The 26,400-nt window shown below is 40.8% G+C and carries 24 protein-coding genes; 21 read left to right on the top strand and 3 right to left on the bottom strand.

The window, feature by feature from the left end:
• Positions 1–26: 26 nt before the first annotated feature.
• Genes HZB59_03230 through HZB59_03220 form a run of 3 tightly spaced genes read right to left on the bottom strand, consistent with a single transcriptional unit; the run spans position 27 to position 3,315 of the window.
• Positions 27–1,166, bottom strand: a complete 1,140-nt coding sequence (locus HZB59_03230) for a cytochrome c3 family protein (protein MBI5020427.1) — start codon at positions 1,164–1,166, stop codon at positions 27–29.
• Positions 1,163–2,410 (bottom strand): Ni/Fe-hydrogenase cytochrome b subunit, encoded by a 1,248-nt coding sequence (gene hybB, locus HZB59_03225; GenBank protein ID MBI5020426.1) that lies wholly within the window; start codon positions 2,408–2,410, stop codon positions 1,163–1,165. Before hybB ends, HZB59_03230 begins: the two co-directional genes overlap by 4 nt.
• On the bottom strand, positions 2,407–3,315 hold the full coding sequence (locus HZB59_03220; GenBank protein MBI5020425.1) for a 4Fe-4S dicluster domain-containing protein: 909 nt from the start codon (positions 3,313–3,315) through the stop codon (positions 2,407–2,409). The genes hybB and HZB59_03220 overlap by 4 nt, the downstream gene beginning before the upstream one ends.
• Positions 3,316–3,818: 503 nt before the next feature.
• Here HZB59_03220 and HZB59_03215 point away from each other — a divergent pair.
• The 21 genes from HZB59_03215 (at position 3,819) to HZB59_03115 (ending at position 26,227) form a co-directional block, all read left to right on the top strand.
• The gene (locus tag HZB59_03215; GenBank protein MBI5020424.1) at positions 3,819–6,224 is read left to right on the top strand and encodes a heavy metal translocating P-type ATPase metal-binding domain-containing protein; all 2,406 of its coding nucleotides are present in this window, start codon (positions 3,819–3,821) and stop codon (positions 6,222–6,224) included.
• A complete protein-coding gene (gene ccoS / locus HZB59_03210; protein MBI5020423.1) occupies positions 6,224–6,448 on the top strand; it encodes a cbb3-type cytochrome oxidase assembly protein CcoS in 225 nt (74 codons plus the stop codon). The genes HZB59_03215 and ccoS overlap by 1 nt, the downstream gene beginning before the upstream one ends.
• Positions 6,420–8,531, top strand: coding sequence for a cytochrome-c oxidase, cbb3-type subunit I (ccoN, locus tag HZB59_03205; protein MBI5020422.1), 2,112 nt, complete (start codon positions 6,420–6,422; stop codon positions 8,529–8,531). The genes ccoS and ccoN overlap by 29 nt, the downstream gene beginning before the upstream one ends.
• Before the next feature lie 13 nt (positions 8,532–8,544).
• Positions 8,545–8,730: a CcoQ/FixQ family Cbb3-type cytochrome c oxidase assembly chaperone gene (locus tag HZB59_03200; GenBank protein MBI5020421.1), complete on the top strand. Its 186-nt coding sequence runs from the start codon at positions 8,545–8,547 to the stop codon at positions 8,728–8,730.
• The gene (locus HZB59_03195; GenBank protein MBI5020420.1) at positions 8,727–9,557 is read left to right on the top strand and encodes a c-type cytochrome; all 831 of its coding nucleotides are present in this window, start codon (positions 8,727–8,729) and stop codon (positions 9,555–9,557) included. Before HZB59_03200 ends, HZB59_03195 begins: the two co-directional genes overlap by 4 nt.
• Entirely contained in the window at positions 9,554–10,975 is a 1,422-nt protein-coding gene (gene ccoG, locus HZB59_03190) for a cytochrome c oxidase accessory protein CcoG (protein MBI5020419.1), read from the top strand. Before HZB59_03195 ends, ccoG begins: the two co-directional genes overlap by 4 nt.
• 3 nt (positions 10,976–10,978) lie before the next feature.
• Positions 10,979–11,422, top strand: coding sequence for a FixH family protein (locus tag HZB59_03185; protein ID MBI5020418.1), 444 nt, complete (start codon positions 10,979–10,981; stop codon positions 11,420–11,422).
• A gap of 10 nt (positions 11,423–11,432) precedes the next feature.
• Positions 11,433–12,140 carry a sulfite exporter TauE/SafE family protein gene (locus HZB59_03180; protein ID MBI5020417.1) on the top strand — a complete coding sequence of 236 codons (708 nt, stop codon included), beginning with the start codon at positions 11,433–11,435 and terminating at the stop codon, positions 12,138–12,140.
• 291 nt (positions 12,141–12,431) lie between these two features.
• Entirely contained in the window at positions 12,432–13,001 is a 570-nt protein-coding gene (locus HZB59_03175; GenBank protein MBI5020416.1) for a cytochrome c3 family protein, read from the top strand.
• The gene (locus tag HZB59_03170; GenBank protein MBI5020415.1) at positions 12,989–13,189 is read left to right on the top strand and encodes a hypothetical protein; all 201 of its coding nucleotides are present in this window, start codon (positions 12,989–12,991) and stop codon (positions 13,187–13,189) included. Before HZB59_03175 ends, HZB59_03170 begins: the two co-directional genes overlap by 13 nt.
• A 1-nt stretch (position 13,190) precedes the next feature.
• Positions 13,191–16,244 carry a TAT-variant-translocated molybdopterin oxidoreductase gene (locus HZB59_03165; protein ID MBI5020414.1) on the top strand — a complete coding sequence of 1,018 codons (3,054 nt, stop codon included), beginning with the start codon at positions 13,191–13,193 and terminating at the stop codon, positions 16,242–16,244.
• Positions 16,241–17,608 (top strand): polysulfide reductase NrfD, encoded by a 1,368-nt coding sequence (gene nrfD / locus HZB59_03160; GenBank protein ID MBI5020413.1) that lies wholly within the window; start codon positions 16,241–16,243, stop codon positions 17,606–17,608. The genes HZB59_03165 and nrfD overlap by 4 nt, the downstream gene beginning before the upstream one ends.
• A gap of 5 nt (positions 17,609–17,613) precedes the next feature.
• Positions 17,614–18,753, top strand: a complete 1,140-nt coding sequence (locus tag HZB59_03155; GenBank protein MBI5020412.1) for a DUF3341 domain-containing protein — start codon at positions 17,614–17,616, stop codon at positions 18,751–18,753.
• Between the two features lie 101 nt (positions 18,754–18,854).
• Entirely contained in the window at positions 18,855–19,934 is a 1,080-nt protein-coding gene (locus tag HZB59_03150) for a quinol:cytochrome C oxidoreductase (GenBank protein ID MBI5020411.1), read from the top strand.
• On the top strand, positions 19,931–20,881 hold the full coding sequence (locus HZB59_03145; protein MBI5020410.1) for a cytochrome c: 951 nt from the start codon (positions 19,931–19,933) through the stop codon (positions 20,879–20,881). Before HZB59_03150 ends, HZB59_03145 begins: the two co-directional genes overlap by 4 nt.
• A gap of 1 nt (position 20,882) precedes the next feature.
• A complete protein-coding gene (locus HZB59_03140) occupies positions 20,883–21,665 on the top strand; it encodes an SCO family protein (GenBank protein MBI5020409.1) in 783 nt (260 codons plus the stop codon).
• Positions 21,662–23,299: a cytochrome c oxidase subunit I gene (ctaD, locus tag HZB59_03135; protein ID MBI5020408.1), complete on the top strand. Its 1,638-nt coding sequence runs from the start codon at positions 21,662–21,664 to the stop codon at positions 23,297–23,299. The genes HZB59_03140 and ctaD overlap by 4 nt, the downstream gene beginning before the upstream one ends.
• Positions 23,296–23,910 (top strand): cytochrome c oxidase subunit 3 family protein, encoded by a 615-nt coding sequence (locus HZB59_03130; GenBank protein ID MBI5020407.1) that lies wholly within the window; start codon positions 23,296–23,298, stop codon positions 23,908–23,910. Before ctaD ends, HZB59_03130 begins: the two co-directional genes overlap by 4 nt.
• 3 nt (positions 23,911–23,913) lie before the next feature.
• On the top strand, positions 23,914–24,210 hold the full coding sequence (locus tag HZB59_03125) for a cytochrome C oxidase subunit IV family protein (protein MBI5020406.1): 297 nt from the start codon (positions 23,914–23,916) through the stop codon (positions 24,208–24,210).
• Between the two features lie 8 nt (positions 24,211–24,218).
• Positions 24,219–24,878: a cytochrome c oxidase subunit II gene (coxB, locus tag HZB59_03120; protein MBI5020405.1), complete on the top strand. Its 660-nt coding sequence runs from the start codon at positions 24,219–24,221 to the stop codon at positions 24,876–24,878.
• Between the two features lie 2 nt (positions 24,879–24,880).
• Entirely contained in the window at positions 24,881–26,227 is a 1,347-nt protein-coding gene (locus HZB59_03115) for a cytochrome c (protein ID MBI5020404.1), read from the top strand.
• The last annotated feature ends 173 nt before the right edge of the window (positions 26,228–26,400 follow it).

Here is a 26,400-nt window from a genome sequence, read left to right as displayed (position 1 = left end):
AGATTATTATTCAATTAAAAAATTAATTATTTGCTGACCAACTTTCCAGGTTTTTGTTTTGGATATGCAAAGTTTTCGTGGCAACTTTTGCAGTCGGGTTTTACAGAATAATCATTCCCAACATGACAATCTACGCAAACAAGCTCTGAGTGGATCTCGTCAAGCCGCAGACCTGTTACCGAATGCTTAAAAGTTTCCTTTTTCCAGCCCTTGTGGCAGCTCGTGCATTGATTGTCGAGTATTTGATATGGTTGCTTTGATCCATGACAACTTACACAGGGAAGGTTCGAATGAGGTTTATTAAGTGCCCACCCGGTTCTCTGTTTATGATTAAACGGCTCAAGTGGTCTATCGAGATGACATTTAGTACAATCGTTCTCTTTGTGACAAGTGAAACATTTTTTATGATGTTCTTCTAATGATTTCTTTTCTTTTACTAATAATAATTTATCACTCGATACATTATTCACATCGTGACATCTGGTACAGCTTTCCTGAGCATGACATTTATTGCATTTTATTTTAAAATTATTTACATGATCATCATGATAGAACGTAACCAGCTTTCCAGGTTCAAAGTCAGTTTCGTACACAATTTTTGTCGGTTCGGTGACCGGTGGATGATCTTTACCTTTCAATTGTTTTTCTAAAACTGTTTTTTCCGATACTTTTAAATTGTTTATCGGAGCGTGGCATGTGGTGCAACCTGTCTCGTGACTCCATTCACGATGGCAATCCATGCACTGCCTGTGATAAGCAGCTTTCAAATCAGGAATGCCGATGTTTTCTCTTTGTCTGGACGATGCATGGCAACTACTACATTTTAATATTTGCTCAAGCGTGTTATAATGATGACAATTCCCGCAACCGCCAACCATCCCCGACATTTGTGCGTGTATCTTGTGTGAAAAATAAACCGGGCCATATCTTTCGCTTCCCTGATCGATCACAACAAGTTCATCGGTTTGCTCGGGTTTGAGATAAACCGTAATCATTTTTTCGCGAGGACAAGCTACCCAGCAAGGATCATCTTTGGTCGGAAGACCACATGTGTGACATGATACACAATTAATGTGCAGTTTCGCGTGGTTTTTGCCGGGGCTCTGTTGAGCGTCGGATTCAATTACAAAAAATAAAATCGATAAAACAATCAAAAAGTTTTTCATTTTTCAAATCCTCTGATCGTATATTTATTATGTTGGATAGATTGTTTATCGGGCATGCTTATTACGGGGAAATTGATGACAATAAATCTATATGCAAGGACCAACATTGCTACAAATCCTATCGTGACAGAAATTTCACCGATTGATGGAAAATACGACCCTGTTGAATAAGGAGGAGTGTATGCAACAACAAAATTATTTATTCTGTTTAACAATACTCCAAATACAACAAGTGCTGATGCCGTGAAAAGAAGAGGAGGTGATTTCAAAACTTTTGGAGATAAGAACATTCTCAACGGGATAATTACTCCTAAGAGAAGTTCAATTGAAAACATTATACTCGCAGTCGTAAATTCACTTAAATAAACGAATGTTTCTCTGATGAACATATCACCAATTTTAAAAGCAAGATAAATTCCAAGCAAGGGTGCTATCATTGAACCTAATCTTGAGAGAACATGCATTTCAGGTTTTAACTTAAGCGAGCGTGATGCCATTAATGATTCAAATATCACCATCGGAAAACCGACGCTTATCGCAGATAATAAAAACAGGAGCGGTAAGATAGGTGTTTGCCATAATGGATGCATTTTGGGTCCTGCTATTACCATTAATGTACCCAGTGACGATTGATGAAGTGTCGAGAGAACAACTCCCGCGATAATAAAGATGAACATGGTTTTAGAAAGTCCGCGGTCTAATAATCTCAATATTTTATCTGCCGGTTTATTCAATGGAGAGAGTAATCCGGGTAGATTTACTTTTCCAATAAATCGTTCAGTAACAATGGGAAGAAACTCGATGTACAGAACAGTCATATAAATCATAACGCAGATACCAACTTCGAACAAAGCAGAATTTCCGTTCCACATAATCAACGGATGCCATATAAAGTACCATCTTCCGATATCGACAAAAACTCCGATAGCAACGAAAGTGTAGCCAAGCATAGCGGTCAACAATGCCGGGCGGACAATGGCATGATATTCTTCTTTGTGCATCACATGACCAAAAGCCGCAGTTGTAAAACCGCCGGCAGCAAGCGCAACTCCGGCAGCAACATCAACACCAATCCATAGTCCCCAGGGATATTGATTATTTAAATTTGTAACCGCGCCTATACCGAAAATAAATCTTCCCGCCAGAAAAACTAAACCGTTTAGTGCGATTATAATGAGTCCATAAACACCGGGTGTAAAAAATTTTTGTTTTATCTGAACTGGTTTAACTAATTCGTGACTCATATTTTTCCCTCCTCCTCTAATTCTTTACGACGTTTTGTAATCCACATGATTCCGCCCAGCAGTGCGTACAGAGAAACAGGGGGAATGAAGTATGCAAAAATTCCATGTTGGATGGATTCAGAAACACCGGGAGCGGGATTTTTTCCAAGCCGAGGAAAATCAAGTTCTTTAAAATCTGTTGAACCCAGGTACATCCACGAACTACCTCCAACCTCATATTCGCCAAAAATATGATCGATATATCTATGCGGTTCCTTTTTGATACGGTTTCGTGCAATTTTAATCAGTTCGCTCCTCGGGCCATAAGTAAGTGCCTCAACCGGGCAGATGTTCACACAGCCGGGAAGATTTCCCTCTTTTGTTCTGTTGAAACAAAAATCGCATTTCATGATTAATGGATTAATTGCTTTATCATACTCAAACGCCGGAATCTGGTACGGACAGGCAGCCATGCAGTAACGACAACCAATACACATTTCTGTATCCCAGATAACCGATCCGTTTTCTTCTTTAGAGAAAGCACCAACGATGCAGGCAGAAACACAAGCCGGGCGATCGCAATGCATACACTGTATCTTTACATTGATAGGTAGATTTGAATTTTTGCCATGAGGGTATTCATTGATAACAGTGAGCGCAGTATGATCAGGTCTTCTTTTAGTTTCCAAAATTTTTCTATCTTCGTACGAAGCTAAATTGCCGACAGGTAAATTGTGGGCATCTTTGCAAGCCCATTCACAATTTCTACATCCAACACAGACGGTAGTATCGACCAGAACCCCCATTCTGTCTTCTGATAAAATATTTTTAGGTCCTGCAGTTGCTGTTGATGTTGAAAGTCCCGTAGCTACCGCTCCAGCTGCTACGGATTGTTTCAGAAAATCGCGACGGCTTTTGCCAGACATTCTTTTATTCCTTTCAAAGAGAGCTAGATTAGTCAATAAAATAAATTCAGCGGGCTATCAACAATATCCTAAAATTATGCCATTTATTCCTCCAGAAAATAATTATAAGATTGGCGAATTTATTAAATTTATCGAGGATTGCTGATCTTTGATTTGATTATTTTTCATTTAATATCAACGGAATTCTCAATACTGACAAATTTATTTTAAAGTGTGTTAAAAACCCCAGTCCAGAAAGGTTAGATTATTAAGTTTAAGTTTATATAATTAGTTCGGAGTTGAAATTAAATTTATCTGGATCAGTTGATTAAAAGTATCTCCTGTGGATAGATGATTATGAAGAGTTCATAATTGTTCTACAGAGCTTTGTCATGATGTTAAAGGCAATTAAAATTCATGGGAATGGATTTGTTTTATAACGCACAGCCGTCATTTGAAAAGTTAGATTAGAGTTGATTTAGATGGAATCAAAATTGTATATTGCTTTTAGATTAATATGACTAATGGTGCCGGAAAATAATATAAATATTGAAACGAACTGTTTTCACTGTGGAGCGCCTACCGGTGAAGTAGCCATAACCTACGATGATAAATTGTTTTGTTGCAATGGTTGCAAATCTGTTTACGAAATACTGAACGGGAAGCACCTTTACCGGTACTACGATTTCAATGAACACCCTGGTATTACGCCACCGATATCTACCGACTCAAAGTTTGCTTATTTGGATGAGCCGGACGTAAACAGTAAGCTGATAGATTTTTCTGGTGATGGTATAGTAGTTGTAAGTTTTCACATTCCCCAGATGCATTGCAGTTCATGTATCTGGCTTTTAGAGAATTTGCATAAATTGCATCCGGGAATATTTTTTTCCCGAGTAGATTTTTTAAAAAAACGAATACTTATCAAATTCGTAAAAAATAAAATTTCATTTCGTCAAGTTGTTGAACTTATCTCTTCCATTGGATATGAACCCGAATTGAATTTGAATGCATCCGATCCCAGCCACCGCACTAAAATCGAGCGAAGTTTATATTTGAAAATTGGTGTTGCCGCTTTTTGTTTTGGAAACATTATGCTGTTCAGTTTACCGGAATACCTCTCTTCATCTATGATCGATACCGGCACCAGAACGTTGTTCGGTTATCTCAATCTGATCTTATCTATTCCCGTTGTCTATTTTAGCAGTGCGATTTTTTTTGGATCGGCGGTAAATGGGTTAAGATCAAAAGCGATAAATATTGATGTACCGATCGCGCTCGGCATTGCGATTGTATTCCTTCGTTCCGCCGTTGAAGTGTTATTTCAAATCGGTCCCGGATATTTTGATTCGTTAACAGGACTAGTTTTTTTTCTACTTATCGGCAGATTATTTCAAAATAAAACTTATGATACTTTGAACTTTGAACGGAAGTATCAATCATATTTTCCACTTGCGGTATCGGTCAAAAAGGGGTGGGATGAAACTACTATTCCCATCACTCTTATCAGGCCCGGTGAAAGAATGATTATCAGAAATAACGAAATCATACCTGCTGATTCTGTGTTGATGAACGGAATCGCAAATATTGATTACAGCTTTGTAAGCGGAGAATCCAAACCATCAATAAAAAGAGTTGGTGACTTGATTTATGCCGGTGGAAAACATCTCGGAAGTCTTATAGAGCTTGAAGCCATTAAGGAAGTATCTGAGAGTGAGTTCATCCAGCTATGGAATGAGTTTCGGTTATCAGACAGAATAAAATCGAGATTACTCACATTATCGAATACCGTAGGAAAATATTTCACGCTTGGAATTCTGTTCATTGCATTGTTGACAGCAATTGTATGGTGGAATATTAATCCGGGTAAAATTCTAGACTCGGTAACCGCGATTTTAATCATTGCATGCCCATGCGCGCTCGCACTTGCGGCCCCGTTTGTTTTCGGTACAACTCTTCGACTATTTGGGAAGAAAGGATTTTACCTGAAGCATTCATCCGTTGTTGAGGCGTTATCTAAAACCGATACGATTGTTTTTGATAAAACCGGGACAATCACTAAAACCGATCGAACATCGATCCGATTCAACGGAAATTCACTTTCGGAAAAAAATCAAATCCTGCTTGCATCCCTCGCGCGAAGTTCCACGCATCCGCTGAGCCGATCGATTTATGATTTTTTGCAGATAAGAAAAAATTTCGAGGTGACCGACTTCGAAGAAGTGGAAGCGGCTGGTATTCGCGCGTTCGTGGAAGGATCTGAAGTTCAACTTGGCTCCGCTTCATTTGTTGGAGTGAAAACTCCGGAAAATAATATCAAAAAGACAAGTGTATATGCTTCGGTTGATGGAGAGATTCTCGGTCGGTTTGAATTTGAAAATGTCTACCGGGATCAAGTCGATAAAGTTTTTGACAATCTCAGCGGAAGTCATTCAATATCCCTCCTATCAGGTGATGATGATGGTGAGATGGAGAAATTAAAAGATATTTTTCCGAATTTCAACGGGATGGAATTCAACCAGAAACCGGCCGATAAATTATCATTTATTAAATCGTTACAATCAAAAAACCGGAACGTTATTATGGTCGGTGATGGTTTAAATGATGCCGGCGCATTATGGCAAAGCGATGTTGCCATTGCAATTACGGAAGACGTCAGCGCGTTTTCACCTGCTTGTGATGGTATCTTAAGTGCCGATGCCTTTAACGATTTGGACAGATTTATCCGATTTGCATCGACAGCAAAACATGTAGTATATTGGAACTTTATGATATCAATTATCTATAATATCATAGGATTGTACTTCGCTGTGCAGAGTGATCTATCTCCGATGTTGGCTGCCATACTCATGCCGCTTAGTTCTATCACGGTTGTTGCATTCTCAACTTTATTGACCCGGTTTCTGGCGAAACGGAGAGGATTGATATAGTGTCGGTTATTTGGATATTGGTTGGATTCAGTATTTTTGTCGCGGTTAGTTTTTTGTTATTGTTCGTTTGGGCTGTGAGAAATGGGCAATATGATGATAAATTTACACCATCCGTTAGAATTCTCTTTGATGATGAAAAGAAAAATATTACAATGAATCAAACATCGGAAAATAAAGTAAAAGGATCAGCTGATTATGGAAATGCAAACGATCAAGTACGATAACGGTGTTGTTCGCAATTTTGCAATTGCAACGATGGTATGGGGAATTGTAGGAATGACTGTTGGATTAACTATAGCTTTCCAGTTATTCGATCCGATATACAATGCAAAGTTACAGTATCTTACATTCGGTAGACTCCGTCCGCTCCATACTAATGCAGTTATATTTGCATTTGTGGGGAATGGAATTTTTATGGGATTGTACTATTCGCTCCAGCGATTGTGTAAAGCGAGAATGTTCAGCGATCTATTGAGTAAGATTCATTTTTGGGGATGGCAATTGATAATTGTTGCTGCCGTCGTAACGTTACCATTAGGTATTTCAACAGCTAAGGAATATGCCGAACTCGAGTGGCCCATCGATATTGCGATTACATTAATCTGGATTGTGCTTACAATTAATGTTGTCGGCACAATTATCAAGCGGCGAGAGAAACATATGTACGTCGCGATCTGGTTTTATCTTGCAACATTAGTAACTGTTGCTGTTCTTCATATTGTAAATTCCATCGAGATTCCTGTTTCATTTCTAAAAAGTTATCCGGTGTATGCCGGAGTTCAAGATGCGCTTGTGCAATGGTGGTATGGACATAATGCGGTTGCTTTTTTTCTTACAACACCTTACTTAGGTTTGATGTATTACTTTTTACCCAAAGCTGCAAACCGTCCGGTTTATTCATACCGGCTATCGATAGTTCATTTTTGGTCACTTATATTTATTTATATCTGGGCTGGACCTCATCATCTGCTTTACACTGCTCTTCCGGATTGGGCGCAGTCTTTAGGAACAGTTTTTTCAATTATGTTGATAGCTCCCTCGTGGGGCGGTGCCATTAACGGATTACTAACATTACGCGGCGCGTGGAATAAAGTGCGCGAAGACCCGATTTTAAAATTCATGGTTGTTGCAGTTACAGCATACGGCATGGCAACATTGGAAGGTCCAACTCTTTCATTGAAAAATGTCAACGCTCTTTCACATTACACAGATTGGACAATTGCGCATGTGCATATCGGTGCGCTGGGCTGGAACGGATTTCTGACTTTTGGAATAGTTTACTGGCTCATACCGAGAATGTGGGGAACAAATCTATTTTCTAAAAAACTTGCGAATCTGCATTTCTGGCTCGGTACTCTCGGTATAGTTTTCTATGCTGTGCCAATGTACTGGGCTGGCGTTGCACAATCGCTGATGTGGAAACAATTCACAACATTTGGCGTTCTTCAATACCCGAATTTTTTAGAAACCGTTCTTCAAATTATACCGATGTATATTCTGCGTGCTTTCGGCGGAACATTGTATCTTTCCGGCGCGTGCATCATGTGTTATAATATGTTCAAGACTGTTCGCTCGGGAAAATTGATAAAAGAAGAAGAAGTACAAGTTCCAGCCGTGTGGGTTGATGAACACGTCTCGAAAGAAAATAAACATCGATGGCTTGAAAAGCGTCCCATTCAATTTGCAGTCGTTTCTCTCGTTGTAATTTTAATTGGGGGATTGATAGAAATCATTCCGACATTTCTAATAAAATCTAACATTCCTACGATTGCTGCAGTGAAACCGTATACACCGCTCGAGTTGCAGGGGCGAGACATTTATATCCGCGAAGGATGTAATACCTGTCATTCTCAAATGGTGAGGCCATTCCGATCGGAAACTGAACGGTACGGTGAGTATTCTAAAGCAGGCGAGTTTGTTTATGATCACCCATTTTTGTGGGGATCGAAACGCACCGGTCCCGATCTCCATCGTGAAGGAAAAAGATATCCCAATCTTTGGCACTTTATGCACATGGACGATCCGCGCTCGGTTTCTCCCGGTTCCATTATGCCTCCGTATCCGTGGTTATACACACAAGACTTAGATAATTCTACACTCGAGCCGAAAATCAGAGCCATGCAAAGTTTGGGAGTTCCATATCCTAAAGGATTCGATTTATTGGCGTTGACCGATTTGCAAAGGCAGGCAGAACTGATTGCCGTTGATCTTCAAAAACAAAAAATACCTGCCGATCCTTCAAAGGAGATCATTGCCGTTATCGCGTATCTCCAACGGCTTGGCACGGATATTCAGGTACAAAAGTAGGAAGGAGCAAAAAATGTTTTCTCAATATCTGCAACAGGTCGAAGGAATTGCTTCTTATCCGCTTATCTCCCTTTTCATTTTTATTCCGTTCTTCATCATCGTTCTTTTTATAGTTTTCAAAATGAGAAAAGAACATACAGATTATATGAGTAATTTGCCGCTCGATGAGTATCGTGAATCTGAAAGGATATCATCATGAAAAATAAATTTTTACTTAGATTGATTATGCTTTTTATTTTCGGCAGTTCCACTCTCTTAGCGCAAGCCGCAGATACGGGAACAGAAACCGCTTTAATTGTTACAGGCATACTCACCGCATTTTTTGTGATAATTATTTTCTTCGTCATATTTGTTCTTGAAGGAAACATAGAACCGATTGTAAAATTTTTGCATACTGCATGGGCTTATGTTGTGCCGCAATCTGCTGAAAAAGCAATCCAGATGGATGAAGACTTCGATGGGATAACTGAGTTGGATAACAGGATTCCTCCGTGGTTCAATTATCTTTTCGGTGCAACCGTTCTCTTCGCCGTTATTTATCTGATCAATTATCATGTGTTGAAAACAAGTCCGTTGCCGCAAGCTGAATTTTCGGAAGAGCTTGCATCTGCCGATTTGATGAGGCGTGTGCGGATCGCATCGGAAGGTGAGATCAACGAAGATAAATTGGCTGCGCTCAAGGATGATGCATCGATAAAGGAAGGAATGGAAAAATTCAAGAAGAACTGCGTTAGCTGTCACGGCAATGAAGGCGGTGGAGTTGTAGGGCCTAACCTCACGGATCAATATTGGATTCATGGCGGCGGTGTAAAAAATATTTTTGCCACGATTAAAAATGGAGTTCCTGCAAAAGGAATGATCAGTTGGAAACTCGTATTCACACCTAAAGAAATCCAACAGATTGCATCGTATATCCTTACTTTGCAGGGAACAAATCCGCCGGGCGGAAAACCGCAGGAAGGCAATTTGTGGGTGGAACCTAAGGTTGAATCAAGTGATTCTGTAAAAATTGCAGTGAAATCGTGACGGAAACTGAAACAACAAATTCTCCAGCATCGGAAACTTCTTTCCGCGACCAGCTCGGTATTGTTTCAAAAGAAGGAAAACGGAAATGGATTTACCCTAAGAAACCCGAAGGAAGATTCCATCGCGGGCGCATTCTCGCAAGCTGGATTCTTCTTGCAATTCTTTTTGTTACCCCGTTTCTGCGTTTCAACGGTCATCCGTTGATGCTGTTCGATATTACTGAGCGCAAATTCATCGTGTTCGGTCTAATTTTCGGTCCGCACGATTATATTCTTTTCGCCATTGCGATGATATCGACGATCGTTTTTATTTTTTTATTCACCGTAGTGTTCGGACGTTTGTTTTGCGGATGGATTTGTCCGCAAACGGTTTTTATGGAGATGGTTTTCCGCAAGATTGATTATTGGATAGAAGGAAATCCTCTCCGGCAAAAACAATTGAACGATTCATCATGGACGGGCAATAAAATTTTCAAGAAATCATTTAAACATGGAATTTATTTTTTTCTATCGTTCCTTATCTCCAACATGCTGCTTGCATGGATAATAGGTTCGGACAAATTATTAAAAATAATTACCTCTCCTCCATCTGAACATATGGGCGGGTTAGTTGCTATTCTTGTATTCACCGGTGTCTTTCATTGGATTTTCGGCTGGTTCCGTGAGCAAGCTTGCATACTCGTATGTCCGTACGGCAGGTTGCAGGGAGTATTACTGGACAGAAATTCAATCGTCATTGCTTATGATTTCATTCGCGGAGAACCGAGAGGTAAACTCCGAAAAAGCGAAGAAAGAGTAATTGGCGATTGTATAGATTGTCATCAGTGTGTGGATGTTTGTCCGACGGGTATTGATATTCGAAACGGTACGCAGCTTGAGTGTATAAACTGCACTACTTGCATTGATGCTTGTGATTCAATTATGGACTCGGTAGAAAAACCGAGGGGTTTAATCCGGTACGATTCAATCGAGGGGATCGAAAAGAAAATCCGATCTCTCTTTACGCCGCGAAGTATCGGGTATTCGATTCTGCTGATAATTCTCATTTCACTTCTTATATATCTTGTCATCACGCGTTCGGATATTGATGTTACAATTCTTCGCACGGGGGGAATGTTTTATCAGGAACAGCCCGACGATTATATAAGCAATCTTTATGATGTCAAGGCGTTGAATAAGACTTTTGAATCTGTGCCGTTATCGTTTAAGCTGAAAAATGTTGATGGGATGATTTCCGTTTTGGGTGATTCATTGATTGTAAAAACGCAAGAATCGGTTTCGGTAAAATTATTCATCATGCTGAGACGCGACCAAATTAGGTCGATGAACACTCCGCTGCAAATTGAAGTACTACGCAACGGTGAGATTGCCCAAATTATTGAAACATCTTTTTTAGGACCGGTTGGGGGAAAGGAATAGTTCATGAAGTTTAATTGGGGTTTCGGAATTGCATTAGTTGTTGTGATATTCGCGGTTGGTGTTGGAGCTTTAGTCTATATTGCCGCGAGTCAGAAGGTTGATCTGGTTACCGATGATTATTACGAGCAGGAATTAAAGCATCAAGATCGTATCGATGAATCAAAAAGGAGTTCAGATTTAAAAGAGAAAATAGAAGTACGTGCTGCAAACTCTGAATTGAAAATAATATTTCCCAATTCATTTTTAAGCAGAGAAATTACAGGCACGATAATGCTTTATCGTCCGTCCGATAGAAAAATCGATATTATGCTGCCGTTAGTTCTCGACTCGGCGAATACTCAAACAATTTTAACTTCGTCGTTTCAAAAAGGTCTGTGGCGTACGAAAATAATGTGGGAGTATCAGAAAGAAAAATATTATCAGGAAGAAGTTGTAATAATTCAATGAGGAGGAATTGTTGGTAGTAATTACAGGTTTTATTTTCGGAATACTCGGCGGCTTGCATTGTATCGGAATGTGCGGGCCCATCGTGCTGGCTCTTCCTGTCGGTGAGCAGTCTGCATTTCGCTTTGCATCTGGGCGGGCGCTTTATCATTTCGGTCGCGTGATAAGTTATGCAGTAATGGGTGCGGCAGTAGGATTATTAGGTGCAAGGCTGCTGCTGCCGATTTTGCAGCAAAATCTTTCTATCATTGTCGGTGCACTGCTTATACTCACCGTTTTATTCCCGAAGATAATCAGATCGGTAAATTTCTTGAGCAAGGTTTTCGATCCCGTCACTCAAAAGATAACATCGATCATTGGCAAAATGTTGGAAAGTAACGCTCTTGTTTCGATGCTGATACTCGGAGTTATGAATGGATTTCTTCCGTGCGGATTTGTTTACATGGCGATTTCAACGGCAGCAGTTACAGGCGGTTCTCTTGCGGGGATGTTGTTCATGGTTGGATTCGGTCTCGGAACGGTTCCGGCAATGCTTGCTGTATCGTTTTTCCCCAAACTTATTTCCGCAAACCTCCGATTGAAAATTGCCAAAATTCTTCCCGCGTTTCAAGTTATCATTGGATTGCTGTTAATAATTCGCGGATTGAATTTGGGAATACCATATTTAAGTCCGAAGCTTGCAAAGATGATACCGACTGAAGGCGGAGAATGTTGCAATTAATTTAATTCCGGATAAGGAATATTTAAGAATTACATTGTTTTTTTAAATGAAATCACAGTTAATCAATAATGAGTATGTTAAAGGCAGCTACAATTTTTCGGTGGAACTCATTATCCCAAATAATCGTTAATGATCATGAATTTGGGTTGCTTACGAGTAATTTTTTTCGTAATATCCTTAATCTAAAATCACCCTTTTAAGTCCGATAATCGATTCCTCCACGATTATATAGAGGAATATTTTGATGAAGTTGTTTTTATTGATGATACGTTGATATAAGCTCCGCATGGTATGAAGAAATCGCTTTTAGATTATACGCTCCGCATCCGGCTTCCTATTGTTTTGTTCGTAGCAGTAGCAGCTTCTGTAGCTACATATTTCATTTCGCGCGCAGAACGGGATGGTGTAGGTTACGCACCTGTTCAACCAATCGCTTTCTCACATAAACTTCATGCCGGAACGATGCAGATCGATTGCAAATATTGTCATACCGGAGTAACATCTTCTCCAAATGCCATGGTGCCTCCCGCGAACACATGCATGAATTGCCACTCCGTTGCCCGGAAAAACAAACCGGAAATCATTAAGCTTACAAAATTTTATCAGGATAGTGCGGCAATCCCATGGAAACGCGTGCATAAAGTACCCGATTACGCTTACTTCAATCACAGCGCGCATGTGAACAAAGGAATCGACTGCGCTAACTGTCACGGAAAAGTTGAAAACATGGATGTCGTTCAGCAAGTATCTGAGTTTACAATGGCGGCATGTTTGAATTGCCACCGCAACGCAACGACTCAATTAGCGAATGTCTCGAAAATTAAAAATGGTCCAACAAACTGCTCGGCATGTCATCGATGATTGTTAAGAATGAAATAAAGCGGCGGAATTTTTTCGGTTATATTCTCGGCGGGATAACCTCGGGATTTTTAATCTCTAATCCGACAAGATTGATTGCGAGCGCCAAAAAAATATTCAAACCAGAAAAGAAGATCGTGGTTAAACAAAATCCGTTAGCGGTTCCTCGAAAGAAAGAAAATTCTTTGTAAGATGACTTACGATAAAAAATACTGGAAGAGTTTGAACGAATATCAGAATTTGAGCGAGTCGCGATCTAAGAAAGAGAACGAATTCGCTGAGGGTGTTGCGGAAGAGTTCGGACTTTCGAATCTTTCGCCGATCTCGAGGAAAAAATTTCTTGCGCTTATTTCTGCTTCCACTGCTTTCGCTGTCGCGGGTTGCAATAATTATCAAGACCGCGGTGAAATAGTGCCTTACAGCAAGAAACCTGAGGAAATAATTCCGGGCGTGGCTAACTTTTACGCATCAACATGCAACGGTTGTAGCCAATCATGCGGAATATTAATTAAAACGCGCGAAGGCAGACCCATCAAAGTCGATGGCAATCCGGATCATCCGATTAATCAAGGTAAAATTTGCAGCAAAGGACAGGCGAGTGTTTTAAATTTATACGATCCATATCGTTTGCGCACTCCTCAGTTTGGAACAACATCGGGAAGGTTGGATGAATTAAGTTGGCAAACGGCAGATGCCGAAGTAATAAAGAAATTAGAAGAATCGGTAAAAGCCGGAAATGAAATTTCGATCATCACTCATTCTATTCACTCTCCGACTACAAAGAAGGTGTTAGACGATTTTACCGGAAAATTTCCTGGGACTAAAATTTACACACACGATTTATTCAATGATGAAAACCGGAAACGTGCATGGAATAAATGTTACGGAACAACCGATCTACCGGTTATCGAATGGGGAAAAGCAAATGTTATCTTAGCGCTCGAAGCAGATTTCCTCGGAACCGACGGCATGACGGTTGAGCAAACACGAAAGTTTGCCGATGGGCGGGACCTCATGAAATCGAAAGAGTTCAATCGGCTTTATTGCGTCGAAGGAACAATGTCGTTAACCGGCGCGAATGCCGATTATCGATTACGTCTTCGCCCCGATGCGCAGCTTGAATTTGTTCTCGGTCTGATTGATGAAATCTCGAAAAAAATTGGCGTCATTAATTCCCTTCCCGAAAGTGTATCTTTAAAATCTATCTTGAATAAATTTTCATTGGATGAAAATATCATCAATTATCTCATCGGCGATTTATTAAAAAATCGTGGTCAGTCAATTGTCTATGCCGGGAATATTTTATCCGATGAGATTCACGTTGCGGTTAATTATCTGAATGAAATTCTAGGTAATACAAAATTATATCAATCAAGCCAAACGATAACATCTTTAACAACTTTAACGGAACCAAAAGAGTTTGAGGAGCTTGTCCGCAAAATGAAGTCGGGTGATGTTGGTGTCGTTATTCATTTTGATTCTAACCCTGTTTATCATCTTCCGAAAGAATTCGATTACGAACGGGCAATGAAATCTGTTCCGCTGACTGTCAGTTTGGTTGAATCTGATGATGAAACATCTCGCTCTGCAAATTTTGTTCTGCCAATCAATCACTCATTCGAATCATGGGGTGATTATCAGGTGCGAACCGGCGTATATTCGCTTCAACAGCCGGTTATTGCTCCTCTTTATAATACCCGTCAGAAGGAAGCGATTCTATTAACGTGGATTAATGGCAAAGATTCTTATAAAGACACGATCTATCATGAATATTTGATGAACAGGTGGCAGAAGGAACTGTTCCCGTCGCTCGACAGAAAAGCAGATTTTAAATCGTTCTGGTATTCATCGCTTCACGACGGAGTTGTTAATTATGATGAAGCGGCGAAAAATAATTACAGCTTCAACAAAGGATCGCTACCTTCAATTACACCAATGCAGAGTGCATCGGAATTCAGTGTTGCGTTGACTGAAAATTATTTTATCGGAGATGGACGATTTGCTAATAACGGATGGCTTCAGGAACTTCCGCATCCTGTTTCAAAAATCGTCTGGGATAATTACGCGGCGATCTCACCGAAGAATGCAAAAGATTTGAATCTTGAAAACAACGATCGGATTGAAATAAAACTTGCAGATCGGAAGCTAACCTTGCCGGTATTTTTGCAACCCGGGCAGGCAGATAATTTTATTTCGGTTGCACTTGGTTATGGCAGAACGAACGCAGGACCAATCGGGACAGATGTTGGCGTGAATGGAAATCTTTTGCTCTCTAAAGAATCCATTTCTGCATCTCGAATCTTTCAGGGCGTGGTAATTCGAAAAGTTGAAGGGAAGCATGAACTCGTTTCAACGCAGGAACATCATTCTCTTGACGATGAGTTCGTGAAAGATCTTCATCATAAACGGAAAATCATTCGAGAAGGATCACTTGGAGAATACGAAAAGAATCCAAACTTCCTGCACGAAGAAAGACATGAATTGTTCAACATTGCCAAGACAATCGAATATAATGGTGTGAAATGGGCAATGGCAATCGATCTCAACAAATGCACCGGCTGTAATGTTTGTGTGGCGGGATGCAATGTCGAAAACAATATCCCGGTTGTTGGAAAAGAACAGGTAGGCAAAGGGCGTGAGATGCAATGGATACGCGTCGATAGATATTATTCCGGCACTAATGAAAATCCGTCGCTCAGTCATCAACCGATGCTTTGCCAGCATTGCGACAACGCGCCGTGCGAAAATGTTTGTCCGGTTGTTGCCACAAACCACAGTCCCGATGGATTGAACCAGATGGTTTACAACCGATGCGTAGGTACGAAATATTGTTCGAATAACTGTCCTTACAAAGTACGTCGCTTCAATTTCTTCAACTGGCGTGATAATTTGGCGGATGGATATTATGAGGGTGAACCTATAAGTTTATTACACAATCCCGAAGTAACAGTCCGCTCACGCGGAGTGATGGAAAAATGCACATTCTGTTTGCAGAGAATCATGGAAGCCCGTCAACATGCAACTGAACAGGGAAGAGCATTGGTTGGAACAGATGTCCGAACTGCGTGCGAGGAAGCTTGCCCCGCATCTGCAATAATTTTTGGAGATATGAACGATCCGAATTCCGAAATATCGAAATACAGGAAGCATGAGCTCGGTTATCATGTATTGGAAGAAGTAAATGCCAAACCCAATGTAACATATCTTGCACGGCTGAAAAATGTGAATGAGAGGAAAACTGCATGAGCACGACGGTTATCGATTACACTAAAGAACTACCCGTCGTTGGAGGCAGACCACCTGCATCTCAGATAGATGCGGTTGTTTCGGCGCCGCTCGATCAATTCCCTCCGCGCAGGTGGTGGTACGCATTTGCAGTTACATTATCTATGCTTTCTATTGGTGCTTTCTGTATCGGAATGACGCTTTATAAAGGATTAGGACTTTGGGGTGTGAACCAGCCGATTGGTTGGGGATTCGATATTGTGAATTTTGTTTTCTGGGTTGGCATCGGTCATGCGGGAACTTTGATCTCTGCAATTTTATTTTTGTTACGACAACGGTGGCGGACAGGCATCGCACGTTTCGCTGAAGCGATGACAATATTTGCAGTCATGTGTGCTGGATTGTTTCCGTTGATGCACACAGGTAGGCAGTGGCTCCCTATGTATTTAAGTCCATATCCTAATCAACACGGATTGTGGGTGAACTTTACATCGCCACTATTGTGGGATGTATTTGCGGTCTCAACTTATTTTACGGTCTCGCTAGTGTTTTGGTATTTAGGATTGATTCCGGATTTAGCGACGCTCCGAGATCGAACAACAAATAAAATTAAGAAAACGATTTATTCAATTTTCAGTTTGGGATGGCGTCATTCGAATCGTCATTGGCAGCATTATGAACGCGCGTATTTGATACTTGCAGGATTTGCAACACCGCTTGTTCTTTCTGTTCATACAATCGTAAGTTTCGATTTTGCCGTATCAGTAATTCCAGGTTGGCACACGACAATTTTCCCGCCATACTTTGTGGCAGGCGCGGTTTTCTCCGGGTTTGCGATGGTGCAGAATGTTTTAATTTTTGTTAGGCAATATTTCAATCTAAAACATATCATCACTTTGGATCATCTTGAAAAGATGAACAAAGTTATGGTATTAACCGGCAGTATGGTCGGGTATGCATACGCTATGGAATTTTTCATCGCATGGTACAGCGGAAGTCAATTTGAAACATTCGTCTTTTTGAATCGCGCGCTTGGTCCTTATTCCTGGGCTTACTGGACGATGGTTAGCTGTAATGTGATATTCCCACAGCTTTTCTGGATTAAAAAGATCAGACGCTCGATACCTGCAATGTTCCTGATCGGAATTACAGTAAATATCGGAATGTGGTTCGAAAGATTTGTCATTGTTGTAACTTCACTTTCAAGAGATTTTCTGCCGTCAAGTTGGGGACATTATACACCGACGCTCTACGATGCCGGAATATTCTTAGGCAGTTTTGGATTATTCTTCACGTTGATTTTGATTTTTGTGAGAGTATTGCCTGTTGTTTCAATATCGGAAGTTAAAGCGGTTGTCGAAGGTGCACAACCGAGTCATCATTAAAAAATATGAGCACAAAACAATTATATTCTATAACAGCACTCTTTGATTCACCCGATGCAATTATCAAAGCGGCATCGGAAACGAGCAAAGCCGGTTATACAAAGTATGACGTGAATACTCCTTATCCGGTTCACGGAATGGACGGAGCAATGCAGTTGAAGCCGTCGCGCCTCGGATTTTTCGCGCTTGCGTTCGGGTTGCTCGGAGCGGTGTTAGCAATTGGTCTAATGACTTGGGTTACATTGATCGAGTATCCACTTGTTATCGGCGGTAAACCATTCTGGTCGTGGCCCGCATTTGTTCCGGTTTCTTTTGAATTAACAGTGCTTCTTGCCTCGGTGCTTTCAATTGTTGCGATGATTGTTATTTATTTTAAATTCCCAAATAATTCTCATCCGCTTCACGACACAAAATACATGAAAGCGGTTTCATCAGATAAATTCGGTATAAACATTCAGGTTGACGATCCGAAGTTTAATGAGAAAGTTATTACCGAATTCTTCAAATCGCTGGGGAGCAAAGAGATTGCTCCGGTTTATTTTGATGATGAGGAATTGAACCATGGACAAAAATTATTCGATCCTAAATTTATAGGCATTCTATTGCTGGTGGCGGTTATTTCTTCAGGTGCAACTTACTTTATATTCAATCAATTAATGTTCATGCCGCCGTTTAACTGGATGATGACGCAGGAAAAATTGAAGGCGCAAAAACCAAGCGCGCTATTTGCCGACGGAATCGGGATGCGTAAACCTGTTGAGGGAACTGTTGCACGAGGTGTTCTACCTTATCCGTTTAAAGGTCAACCTGATTCTGCCGGAAAATATTTGGTGAATCCGTTATTGCCGACAAAAGAAATTCTGGAAATTGGGAAACAGAAATATTTCACATTCTGCAGCCCATGCCATGGAAACTTTGGGCAAGGAGATAGCCGGCTACGCGGTCAATTCCCGAATCCACCTACGCTCCATTCCGATAAAGTCAGAAATTGGCCCGACGGGAATATCTATCACGTTATTACAGAAGGGCAAAACGTAATGCCGAGTTACGGTCCACAGATTGCAAGCGACGAACGCTGGGCAATTATTCATTACCTTAGGGCATTACAACGCGCACAGAATGCAAAGGAATCCGATTTAAAGTGAGCGATTCACATTTCAATATCGAACAAATGAAAAAAGAACTTCCCTCTAAAGTTAAAAATCTTGGATGGGCATTATTATTTGTCGGGATTGTTATTTATGCGATAGGTTATACTGTAAATCCAAGAGAAGCGGCATTCAACAACATAATCGGATTTTTATTTATCACAAGCATTGCTGTCGGTTCAATATTTCTGATTGCGCTTGAATATATCGCGGGCGCAGTATGGAGTGTTCCGATGCGCAGAGTGAATGAGTTTCTCGGCGGACTAATACTGATTGCTCCGATTGTTGCACTTCCTATGTTCTTTCATTTGCACGATATTTTCCATTGGACAGATTTAGGAGCAGTCGGAACAGATGAACTGCTTAAAGGCAAACAGCCGTATCTCAATTTGAATTTCTTTATCATTCGATTTGTTCTTGTGTTTGCTCTGTGGAATTTGTTCTACTGGCTGTTCACACGTAATTCTTTGAAGCAGGATCTATCAAAAGATCAAAAGCTAACTACAATCAACATCCGGTTGGCAGCGGTATTTCTGCCGGTATTCGCGATAACTCTTACCGTTACAGCAGTCGATTGGGCAATGAGTTTGGAACCGCATTGGTTCTCGACCATTCTTGGTGTTTACTATTTTGCCGGAACTGTACTTGCTGCTGTTGCGACCGCAACATATATAATTGTGAAATTCCATGAGAACGGTTATCTGCAAAATCTTAAGCGCGATCATTTCTATAGTCTTGGTGCATTGCTCTTTGCATTTATTAATTTCTGGGCGTATATCGCTTTCAGTCAGTTTCTTTTAATCTGGTACGCAAACCTGCCGGAAGAAACGATTTGGTTTATGAAGCGCTGGGAAGGCGGGATGCAATTCGTTTCTGTTCTTCTCATCATAGTTCATTTTGCCGTCCCATACTTTTTGTTGCTGCCGCAGGAAGCAAAAATGAATTTAAAGAGATTGAAGTTCATGGCAATATGGATTTTATTCGCACATCTTTTCGATCTTTACTGGCTCGTTATGCCGACTTATGCGAACGGTGTAACTATCGGATGGATGGAAATCGGTTTTCCAATATTAATAATCGGACTCGTGGTTGTTGTCCTTGGATATAAAATGAAACGGCACAACCTGATGCCTGTTGGCGATCCAAAACTGGATCGGGGATTGAAATTCAGATTATGATAGAACACAATCCTAAATACAAAGCCGAAATGGATTGGAACGATCTGTTGAAAAAGCCGGCGAAGCTTTTCGGATATTCGTATTTTTACTTCGTGGTTATTCTTGGCGCGCTTGGTTATCTTTATATTTCGAATCTTACAAACATCGGAAAAAACTCGATTACACCGGCTGTGCTTAGCGATTCAATCGCTTTCGTTCAGGATATCCCGATGCAAAACGCGAGAGTCATTCCGCCCGTCGATGTTATGAAGGTTGGGATTTCATCTACTGAGCTTGTTGTAAAAGGAAAAGAATTATTCAAAGCTAATTGTTCATCATGCCATGGCGATAACGGACAGGGGGATGGGCCAACAGCTCCGACATTAAATCCGAAGCCGAGAAATTTTCATTTGCTCGATGGATGGAAGAATGGATCGAAAGTTTCTCAAATTTATAAAACGCTTCAGGAAGGAATAACCGGAAGCGGCATGGCTTCTTATAATTATTTATCACCCGAAGATCGATTTGGATTGATTCATTACGTGAGATCATTTGCTGCTGGACACCCGGTTGATTCCACCGAAGATCTAAAGCAGCTTGACGTAGCTTACCAGCTTTCAAAAGGAATGAATATCGCCGGACAAATTCCCGTTAAGAAAGCGATGCAAATCATAGTCAATCAAACAAAAGTCAGCGAAGTGAAAATTTCTGATGAACTGAAATTGTCGCTGGCAGAAGAGAGTCCGGGTGCCGATATTTTTTGGCGCGTCGTGCGTAATGCATCTAAAGTGTTTACAGGTTTCAGCAACAGCCGGTATCATCAAGTCGGGATTGACCAATTTGTTAAAACCGTAACTGCCGATCCAATTCAATTCGGATTCAAGGCGAATGTCGTGCAGCTTTCATCAGAAGAGTGGCATCAAATGCATAAATATATTGTAACTGTTGTTGGACTGAAGGAAAAATAATTTGAAAAAGCTTATCATCATCTTCATAGCGATCTTGTCCGTTTTGGCTTATTCAAATCAGGAACAACCAAAACCGCCCGTTGGGATCGTTGAAAAATTGGGACAAACAATCCCGATGGACGAAGAATTTTATGATGAAGATGGTAATTTGGTTTCACTAAAATCGATAATCGACAAACCGACCATCTTAACATTCGTCTATTATAGGTGTGCAGGTATCTGCAACCCGCTTCTGCGGGAAATGACCGATGTTGTCAGCAAAATGGATTTAACGTTAGGCAAAGATTATCAGATACTTACGTTGAGTTTTGATCAAGATGAAAAACCGGAATTAGCGAAAGAGAAGAAAGAAAATTATTTAGCCGAAATTAAAAAACCCATCGATCCTAGTGGTTGGAAATTCTTCACCGGCGATAGTGCCGATATTTACCGTTTCACAGATGCGGCAGGTTTCTACTTTCAAAGAAGCGGAAGAGATTGGATTCATGCGGCTTCATTGATTGTCGTTTCTCCGCAGGGAAAAATTACTCGCTATCTTTACGGCGTTAAGCATCTTCCATTTGATGTGAAAATGGCAGTCATCGAAGCATCTGAAGGAAAAGCGACGCCAACGATTGCGAAGGTACTGAAATTCTGTTATAGTTACGATCCGGATGGAAAGAAATATGCTTTCAATTACACACGCATCGGATTTGCGGCAACGATTTTATTTGTTCTGATTTTTATCGCTGTTTTTGTTATCAAACCAAAAAAGAAAAATTCCGGAAAGGTTTCTAACGTATGACTTCAAATGTGCCAGCGATAGAGCCGGATTATTTACACGCACAGACAAACAGCAAAGGAATCGGTGCCTGGATTTTCAGCACCGATCACAAACGAATCGGTATACTTTACATGGTATCGATGCTGGTTTTCTTTTTAACGGCAGTTGTTCTTGGTGTTCTTATGCGCTTGGAAATGTTGACTCCGGGGAAAACGATAATGCAACCGCAGACGTATAATACATTTTTTACACTGCACGGAATAATGATGATTTTTCTTTTCATCATTCCCGGGTTGCCTGCGGTGTTCGGGAATTTTTTACTGCCGCTCATGATTGGTGCGAAAGATGTATTTTTCCCGCGTCTTAATCTCCTCTCTTGGTGGTTGTTTATAACAGGAGGTTTGTTAGCTCTCGTTTCACTTTTTCTACCCGGCGGTCCCGCAGATACCGGTTGGACATTTTATGTACCATACAGTATCCGTACAACAACTAATGTTATACCCGCACTATTCGCAGCGTTCATTCTTGGATTTTCATCTATATTAACCGGTTTAAATTTCATAACCACTATACACCGAATGAGAGCGCCGGGAATGACGTGGTTTAAGATGCCACTTTTTACGTGGGCTTTATATTCAACTGCATGGATTCAGATTCTAGCGACTCCGGTTATAGGAATCACTTTGTTGCTCGTGGTTGTAGAGCGTTTGTTCGGTGTCGGTATCTTCGATCCGAACTTAGGGGGCGACCCCGTTCTCTATCAGCATCTGTTCTGGATTTATTCGCATCCGGCTGTTTACATCATGATTCTTCCGGGACTTGGTGTTGTTTCAGAAATTCTTCCTGTCTTTGCGCGAAGAACTATTTTCGGATACAAAGTTATCGCGTACTCAAGTTTAGCAATCGCTTTTATCGGCTCGTTGGTGTGGGCGCATCATATGTTCACAGTCGGTATGAGTAATACGGGGATGTTTATTTTCTCTCTCCTCACATTCCTCGTTTCAATTCCAAGCGCGATAAAAGTATTCAATTGGATCGCCACACTTTACAAAGGGTCGATTAAAATTGAAGTTCCGTTTCTTTTTGTTTTATCTTTTATCTTCCAGTTCTCGATCGGCGGATTAACGGGTTTAATGCTCGGCGTGCTCGCGGTTAATATCCACGTGCAGGATACATATTTTGTGGTCGGGCATTTTCATTATGTGATGTTCGGCGGAACCGGTTTCGGGTTGATGGCAGCTATGCACTTCTGGTTTCCGAAAATGTTCGGGAAAATGTTTAAGAAAATTCCGGCAATTATCGGCTGGCTTTTGATGACACTCGGATTTAACATGCTCTATTTCCCGATGTTTATACTTGGATACTTAGGAATGCCGCGGCGGTATTATGATTATCTGCCCCAATATCAGTCGTATCATATAATCTCTACCGTCGGTTCATGGATTCTTTTTATCGGAATACTCATCATCTTCATCAATCTGTTGATCTCTTTGAAGAAAGGTAAGAAGGCGTCTGCAAATCCGTGGGGCGGAAAAACGCTCGAATGGACTGTCGCATCGCCACCACCGGTCGAGAACTTCCACGAAATTCCCGTTGTGGAAAAAGGTCCGTACGATTATTCCGAATATGAAATTAAACCGGAGTCAGTTAAATGACCACAGCAGCAGCGACACATACATACCGTGACGATGTAGGATCAAGAATGGGAATGTGGCTTTTCCTGTTTACCGAACTAATTCTTTTCGGCGGGCTATTTATTATCTATGCTGTTTATCGATTTAAGTTTCCGGAACAATTCTCACTCGCTGCAAGAGAATTAGATACTCTCATTGGAACCGTAAACACGATTATACTTCTCACAAGCAGCTTAACAGTGGCGTTATCTATTACGGCAATTCAGCAAGGGAAGAAACATCTATCGATGATGCTGATCGGGATGACGATAATTTTCGCATTGGCTTTTTTGGTGAATAAATATTTTGAGTGGAGTCATAAAATATCGATCGGTATCTATCCGCAGTCACCTGAGCTTCTTAATAAACCACCGGGAGAAATATTATACTTTGGTTTGTATTATGTAATGACTGGACTTCACGCGCTCCACGTTATAATCGGTATGGTAGTGCTGGTGTTCAGTATGGTTTTTATTGCAAAAGGGAAAATCAATCAGCAATCGTATGTAAAGCTTGAAGCCGGCGGACTTTACTGGCATCTTGTCGATATAATCTGGATTTTCCTGTTCCCATTATTTTATTTGATCAGTTAATTTATGTCACAGCACGAAGAACAACATACACAGCATTCAGTCAGTTACGGCAGATATATTTTAATCTGGCTCGGTCTGCTCGCTTTTACCGGCATAACGGTAACACTCGCCGGTATCGATCTCGGCAGATGGGTTATAATAACTTCACTTGTTATCGCTTCGATAAAATCTATTTTAGTGCTGAATGTTTTCATGCATTTGAAATTTGAAGATAAGATGTTCAAAATATTCGTTCTCGTTGCCGTCGCAACGCTTGCGATATTTATTTCACTGACATTTTTCGACTACGCGTTTTATTAGGACTTGATATGTTACAGGATGCATCGCCATTTTCGGAATATGTTGATACAACATTTCTAATCGTTGTCGGAATTTCATCACTTGTGCTGTTAGGATTGATGATAGCGATGGTATACTTCATCATCCGATACAGCCGTAAGCGGAATCCTAATCCGACTAATATCGACGGGAATGTGCCGCTTGAGCTAACATGGACTATCATTCCGTTAGCGTTATTCATGGGAATGTTTTATCTGGGCTGGCAAGGTTATCTGAAAGAAATCACCGTCCCTGAAGGTGCACATCTTATTAAAGTAACTGGTCGGATGTGGGCATGGTCGTTCGAGTATCCCAACGGTGTTAAAACCGACACGCTTTATGTCCCGGTAAACACACCAATCAAACTGTCGCTTCAATCATTGGATGTGAACCATTCCCTTTACATTCCTGAATTTCGCATCAAGAAAGATGTAATTCCTAACCGCGAAAATGTAATGTGGTTTCAAACACCCAGAGCGGCATCTTATGATATAGCTTGTGCTGAGTATTGCGGATTGAATCATTCATATATGTACACGAAGATTGTAGCGAAAGATTCCTCCGGTTTTGAGCAATGGTATAAAGAAGCTTCTCTGAAACAATCGAAGCAGTATCTGCCTATGCTTGCGGAAGAAAAGGTGAAGGAGTAGGTATGGATTTCTTGAAGGATGCGGCTCTTCCTCTATCGTTGGAACATTTTCATTTAGTCGTGCTGATAGCGGCGATCAATTCGCTCGTATTCGTATCTTTCATTACTTTCCTGCTTGGCTCATCTGTTCTTTCTTATCTTTTCGATAGAAAAGGAAAGAAGGAGATCAATCCGTCGTATAATAAATTAGCAAAGGCTGTAATTGATATTGTCTTATACAACAAAAGTGTGCTTGCGTTCCTTGGAATAATTCCAGGCATGTCGCTCGTTTTTGTTTATGCCCAGATGCTTCAGTCTACCAGTTCCATATCTGTTGGATTAGCTGGGTACGGTTTTCTCTCTCTCGTTGTTGCCCTTATTTTTCTGTACACGTATAAATATACATTCAGAGTTCAGGGACTGCTCGATGTCGTAGAATATAATACGGCAAACAGTGATGTTGACGATTACCGTAGAACAAATACCAGTGTTCATATTCGCACAGGCAAGTGGGGTTTGTTTTTATTATTTGTTTCTGTATTTCTTTATTCTTCGGCATTCAGCGTAACGACTAATCCTTCAAGCTGGACAAGCATCGGTTCGATATTCGATGTTTTGATTTCGTTTGATGTGTGGCTGAAATTCTTAATTTTTATGGCATTTTCTTTGGGTATTACCGGTGCCTGTCTTTTATATTTCTTCTTCGCGTATCAGGGTCGGAAGCCGGAAATGGATGAGCAGTTAAAAGAACTCGTTCATAAAATTGCCAGACGATTGATTGTCATCTCCATGCTTGTATTGCCGGCGCTGGTTCTTCTGAATGTATTTACGCTTTCGATTGACGTGCTATCCGGGACGATTTATCTTCTTGCAGGATTAACACTTTTATTTTTATTCCTCTCAGCACATTTTCTGTATGGTTATTTTAAACTGAATGACCTGAAAGCAATTGGATACGGATTGTTCATGTTCCTCTGTGCCGCTGCATCGCTTATTATAAACGATCATGTCATGATCGGCAATGCGACTAAAGAACACTCTGCTGTTCTTGCTCTAAAATATGACAGGAACACAGAAGAGTTAAAAACTAAACTTGGTGTTGCATTGATTGTAATGACGGGTGAAGATATTTTCAATGCCAAGTGTTCTGCTTGCCATTTGTTCGATCAGAAAAAAGTCGGTCCGCCTTACAATGAAACTATCCCAAAGTACAACGGGGATAAAGCAAAAATCATGGCTTTTGTTCTGAACCCATCCAAGATAAATCCTGCTTATCCTCCAATGCCAAATCAGGGCTTAAAGCCCGCTGAAGCCGATTCGATTGTGAGTTATTTGCTGAGTAAGGTTGCAGATAATACCCAGCAAAAATGAACTAAAGATGTTATCCGGAATTTGTCGGGGTAAATAGATATTGCACAAACATACGGAACTCATCCCCCTGCCCCTTCTTTCAGTAAAGAGAAGGGGAGTATTGAAAGCTGGACTGTAGCGAACCATCCCTCTCTAAAATTAGAGAGGGATTATAGGGTGAGTTCAGTGATATG

Source organism: Ignavibacteriales bacterium, from assembly GCA_016214905.1.
Classification (GTDB): domain Bacteria; phylum Bacteroidota; class Ignavibacteria; order UBA10030; family SZUA-254; genus PNNN01.
Note: the sequence above shows the minus strand (reverse complement) of the source record. Positions and strands in the feature narration are given on the sequence as shown.

What these genes read in the sequence shown, in the direction of transcription:
- HZB59_03230 (MBI5020427.1), bottom strand. Translation starts at nt 1,166, where the DNA reads ATGAAAAACTTTTTGATTGTTTTATCGATTTTATTTTTTGTAATTGAA.
- hybB (MBI5020426.1), bottom strand. Translation starts at nt 2,410, where the DNA reads ATGAGTCACGAATTAGTTAAACCAGTTCAGATAAAACAAAAATTTTTT.
- HZB59_03220 (MBI5020425.1), bottom strand. Translation starts at nt 3,315, where the DNA reads ATGTCTGGCAAAAGCCGTCGCGATTTTCTGAAACAATCCGTAGCAGCT.
- HZB59_03215 (MBI5020424.1), top strand. Translation starts at nt 3,819, where the DNA reads ATGGTGCCGGAAAATAATATAAATATTGAAACGAACTGTTTTCACTGT.
- ccoN (MBI5020422.1), top strand. Translation starts at nt 6,420, where the DNA reads ATGGAAATGCAAACGATCAAGTACGATAACGGTGTTGTTCGCAATTTT.
- HZB59_03200 (MBI5020421.1), top strand. Translation starts at nt 8,545, where the DNA reads ATGTTTTCTCAATATCTGCAACAGGTCGAAGGAATTGCTTCTTATCCG.
- HZB59_03195 (MBI5020420.1), top strand. Translation starts at nt 8,727, where the DNA reads ATGAAAAATAAATTTTTACTTAGATTGATTATGCTTTTTATTTTCGGC.
- HZB59_03185 (MBI5020418.1), top strand. Translation starts at nt 10,979, where the DNA reads ATGAAGTTTAATTGGGGTTTCGGAATTGCATTAGTTGTTGTGATATTC.
- HZB59_03175 (MBI5020416.1), top strand. Translation starts at nt 12,432, where the DNA reads ATGAAGAAATCGCTTTTAGATTATACGCTCCGCATCCGGCTTCCTATT.
- HZB59_03170 (MBI5020415.1), top strand. Translation starts at nt 12,989, where the DNA reads ATGTCATCGATGATTGTTAAGAATGAAATAAAGCGGCGGAATTTTTTC.
- HZB59_03165 (MBI5020414.1), top strand. Translation starts at nt 13,191, where the DNA reads ATGACTTACGATAAAAAATACTGGAAGAGTTTGAACGAATATCAGAAT.
- nrfD (MBI5020413.1), top strand. Translation starts at nt 16,241, where the DNA reads ATGAGCACGACGGTTATCGATTACACTAAAGAACTACCCGTCGTTGGA.
- HZB59_03155 (MBI5020412.1), top strand. Translation starts at nt 17,614, where the DNA reads ATGAGCACAAAACAATTATATTCTATAACAGCACTCTTTGATTCACCC.
- HZB59_03145 (MBI5020410.1), top strand. Translation starts at nt 19,931, where the DNA reads ATGATAGAACACAATCCTAAATACAAAGCCGAAATGGATTGGAACGAT.
- ctaD (MBI5020408.1), top strand. Translation starts at nt 21,662, where the DNA reads ATGACTTCAAATGTGCCAGCGATAGAGCCGGATTATTTACACGCACAG.
- HZB59_03130 (MBI5020407.1), top strand. Translation starts at nt 23,296, where the DNA reads ATGACCACAGCAGCAGCGACACATACATACCGTGACGATGTAGGATCA.
- HZB59_03125 (MBI5020406.1), top strand. Translation starts at nt 23,914, where the DNA reads ATGTCACAGCACGAAGAACAACATACACAGCATTCAGTCAGTTACGGC.
- coxB (MBI5020405.1), top strand. Translation starts at nt 24,219, where the DNA reads ATGTTACAGGATGCATCGCCATTTTCGGAATATGTTGATACAACATTT.
- HZB59_03115 (MBI5020404.1), top strand. Translation starts at nt 24,881, where the DNA reads ATGGATTTCTTGAAGGATGCGGCTCTTCCTCTATCGTTGGAACATTTT.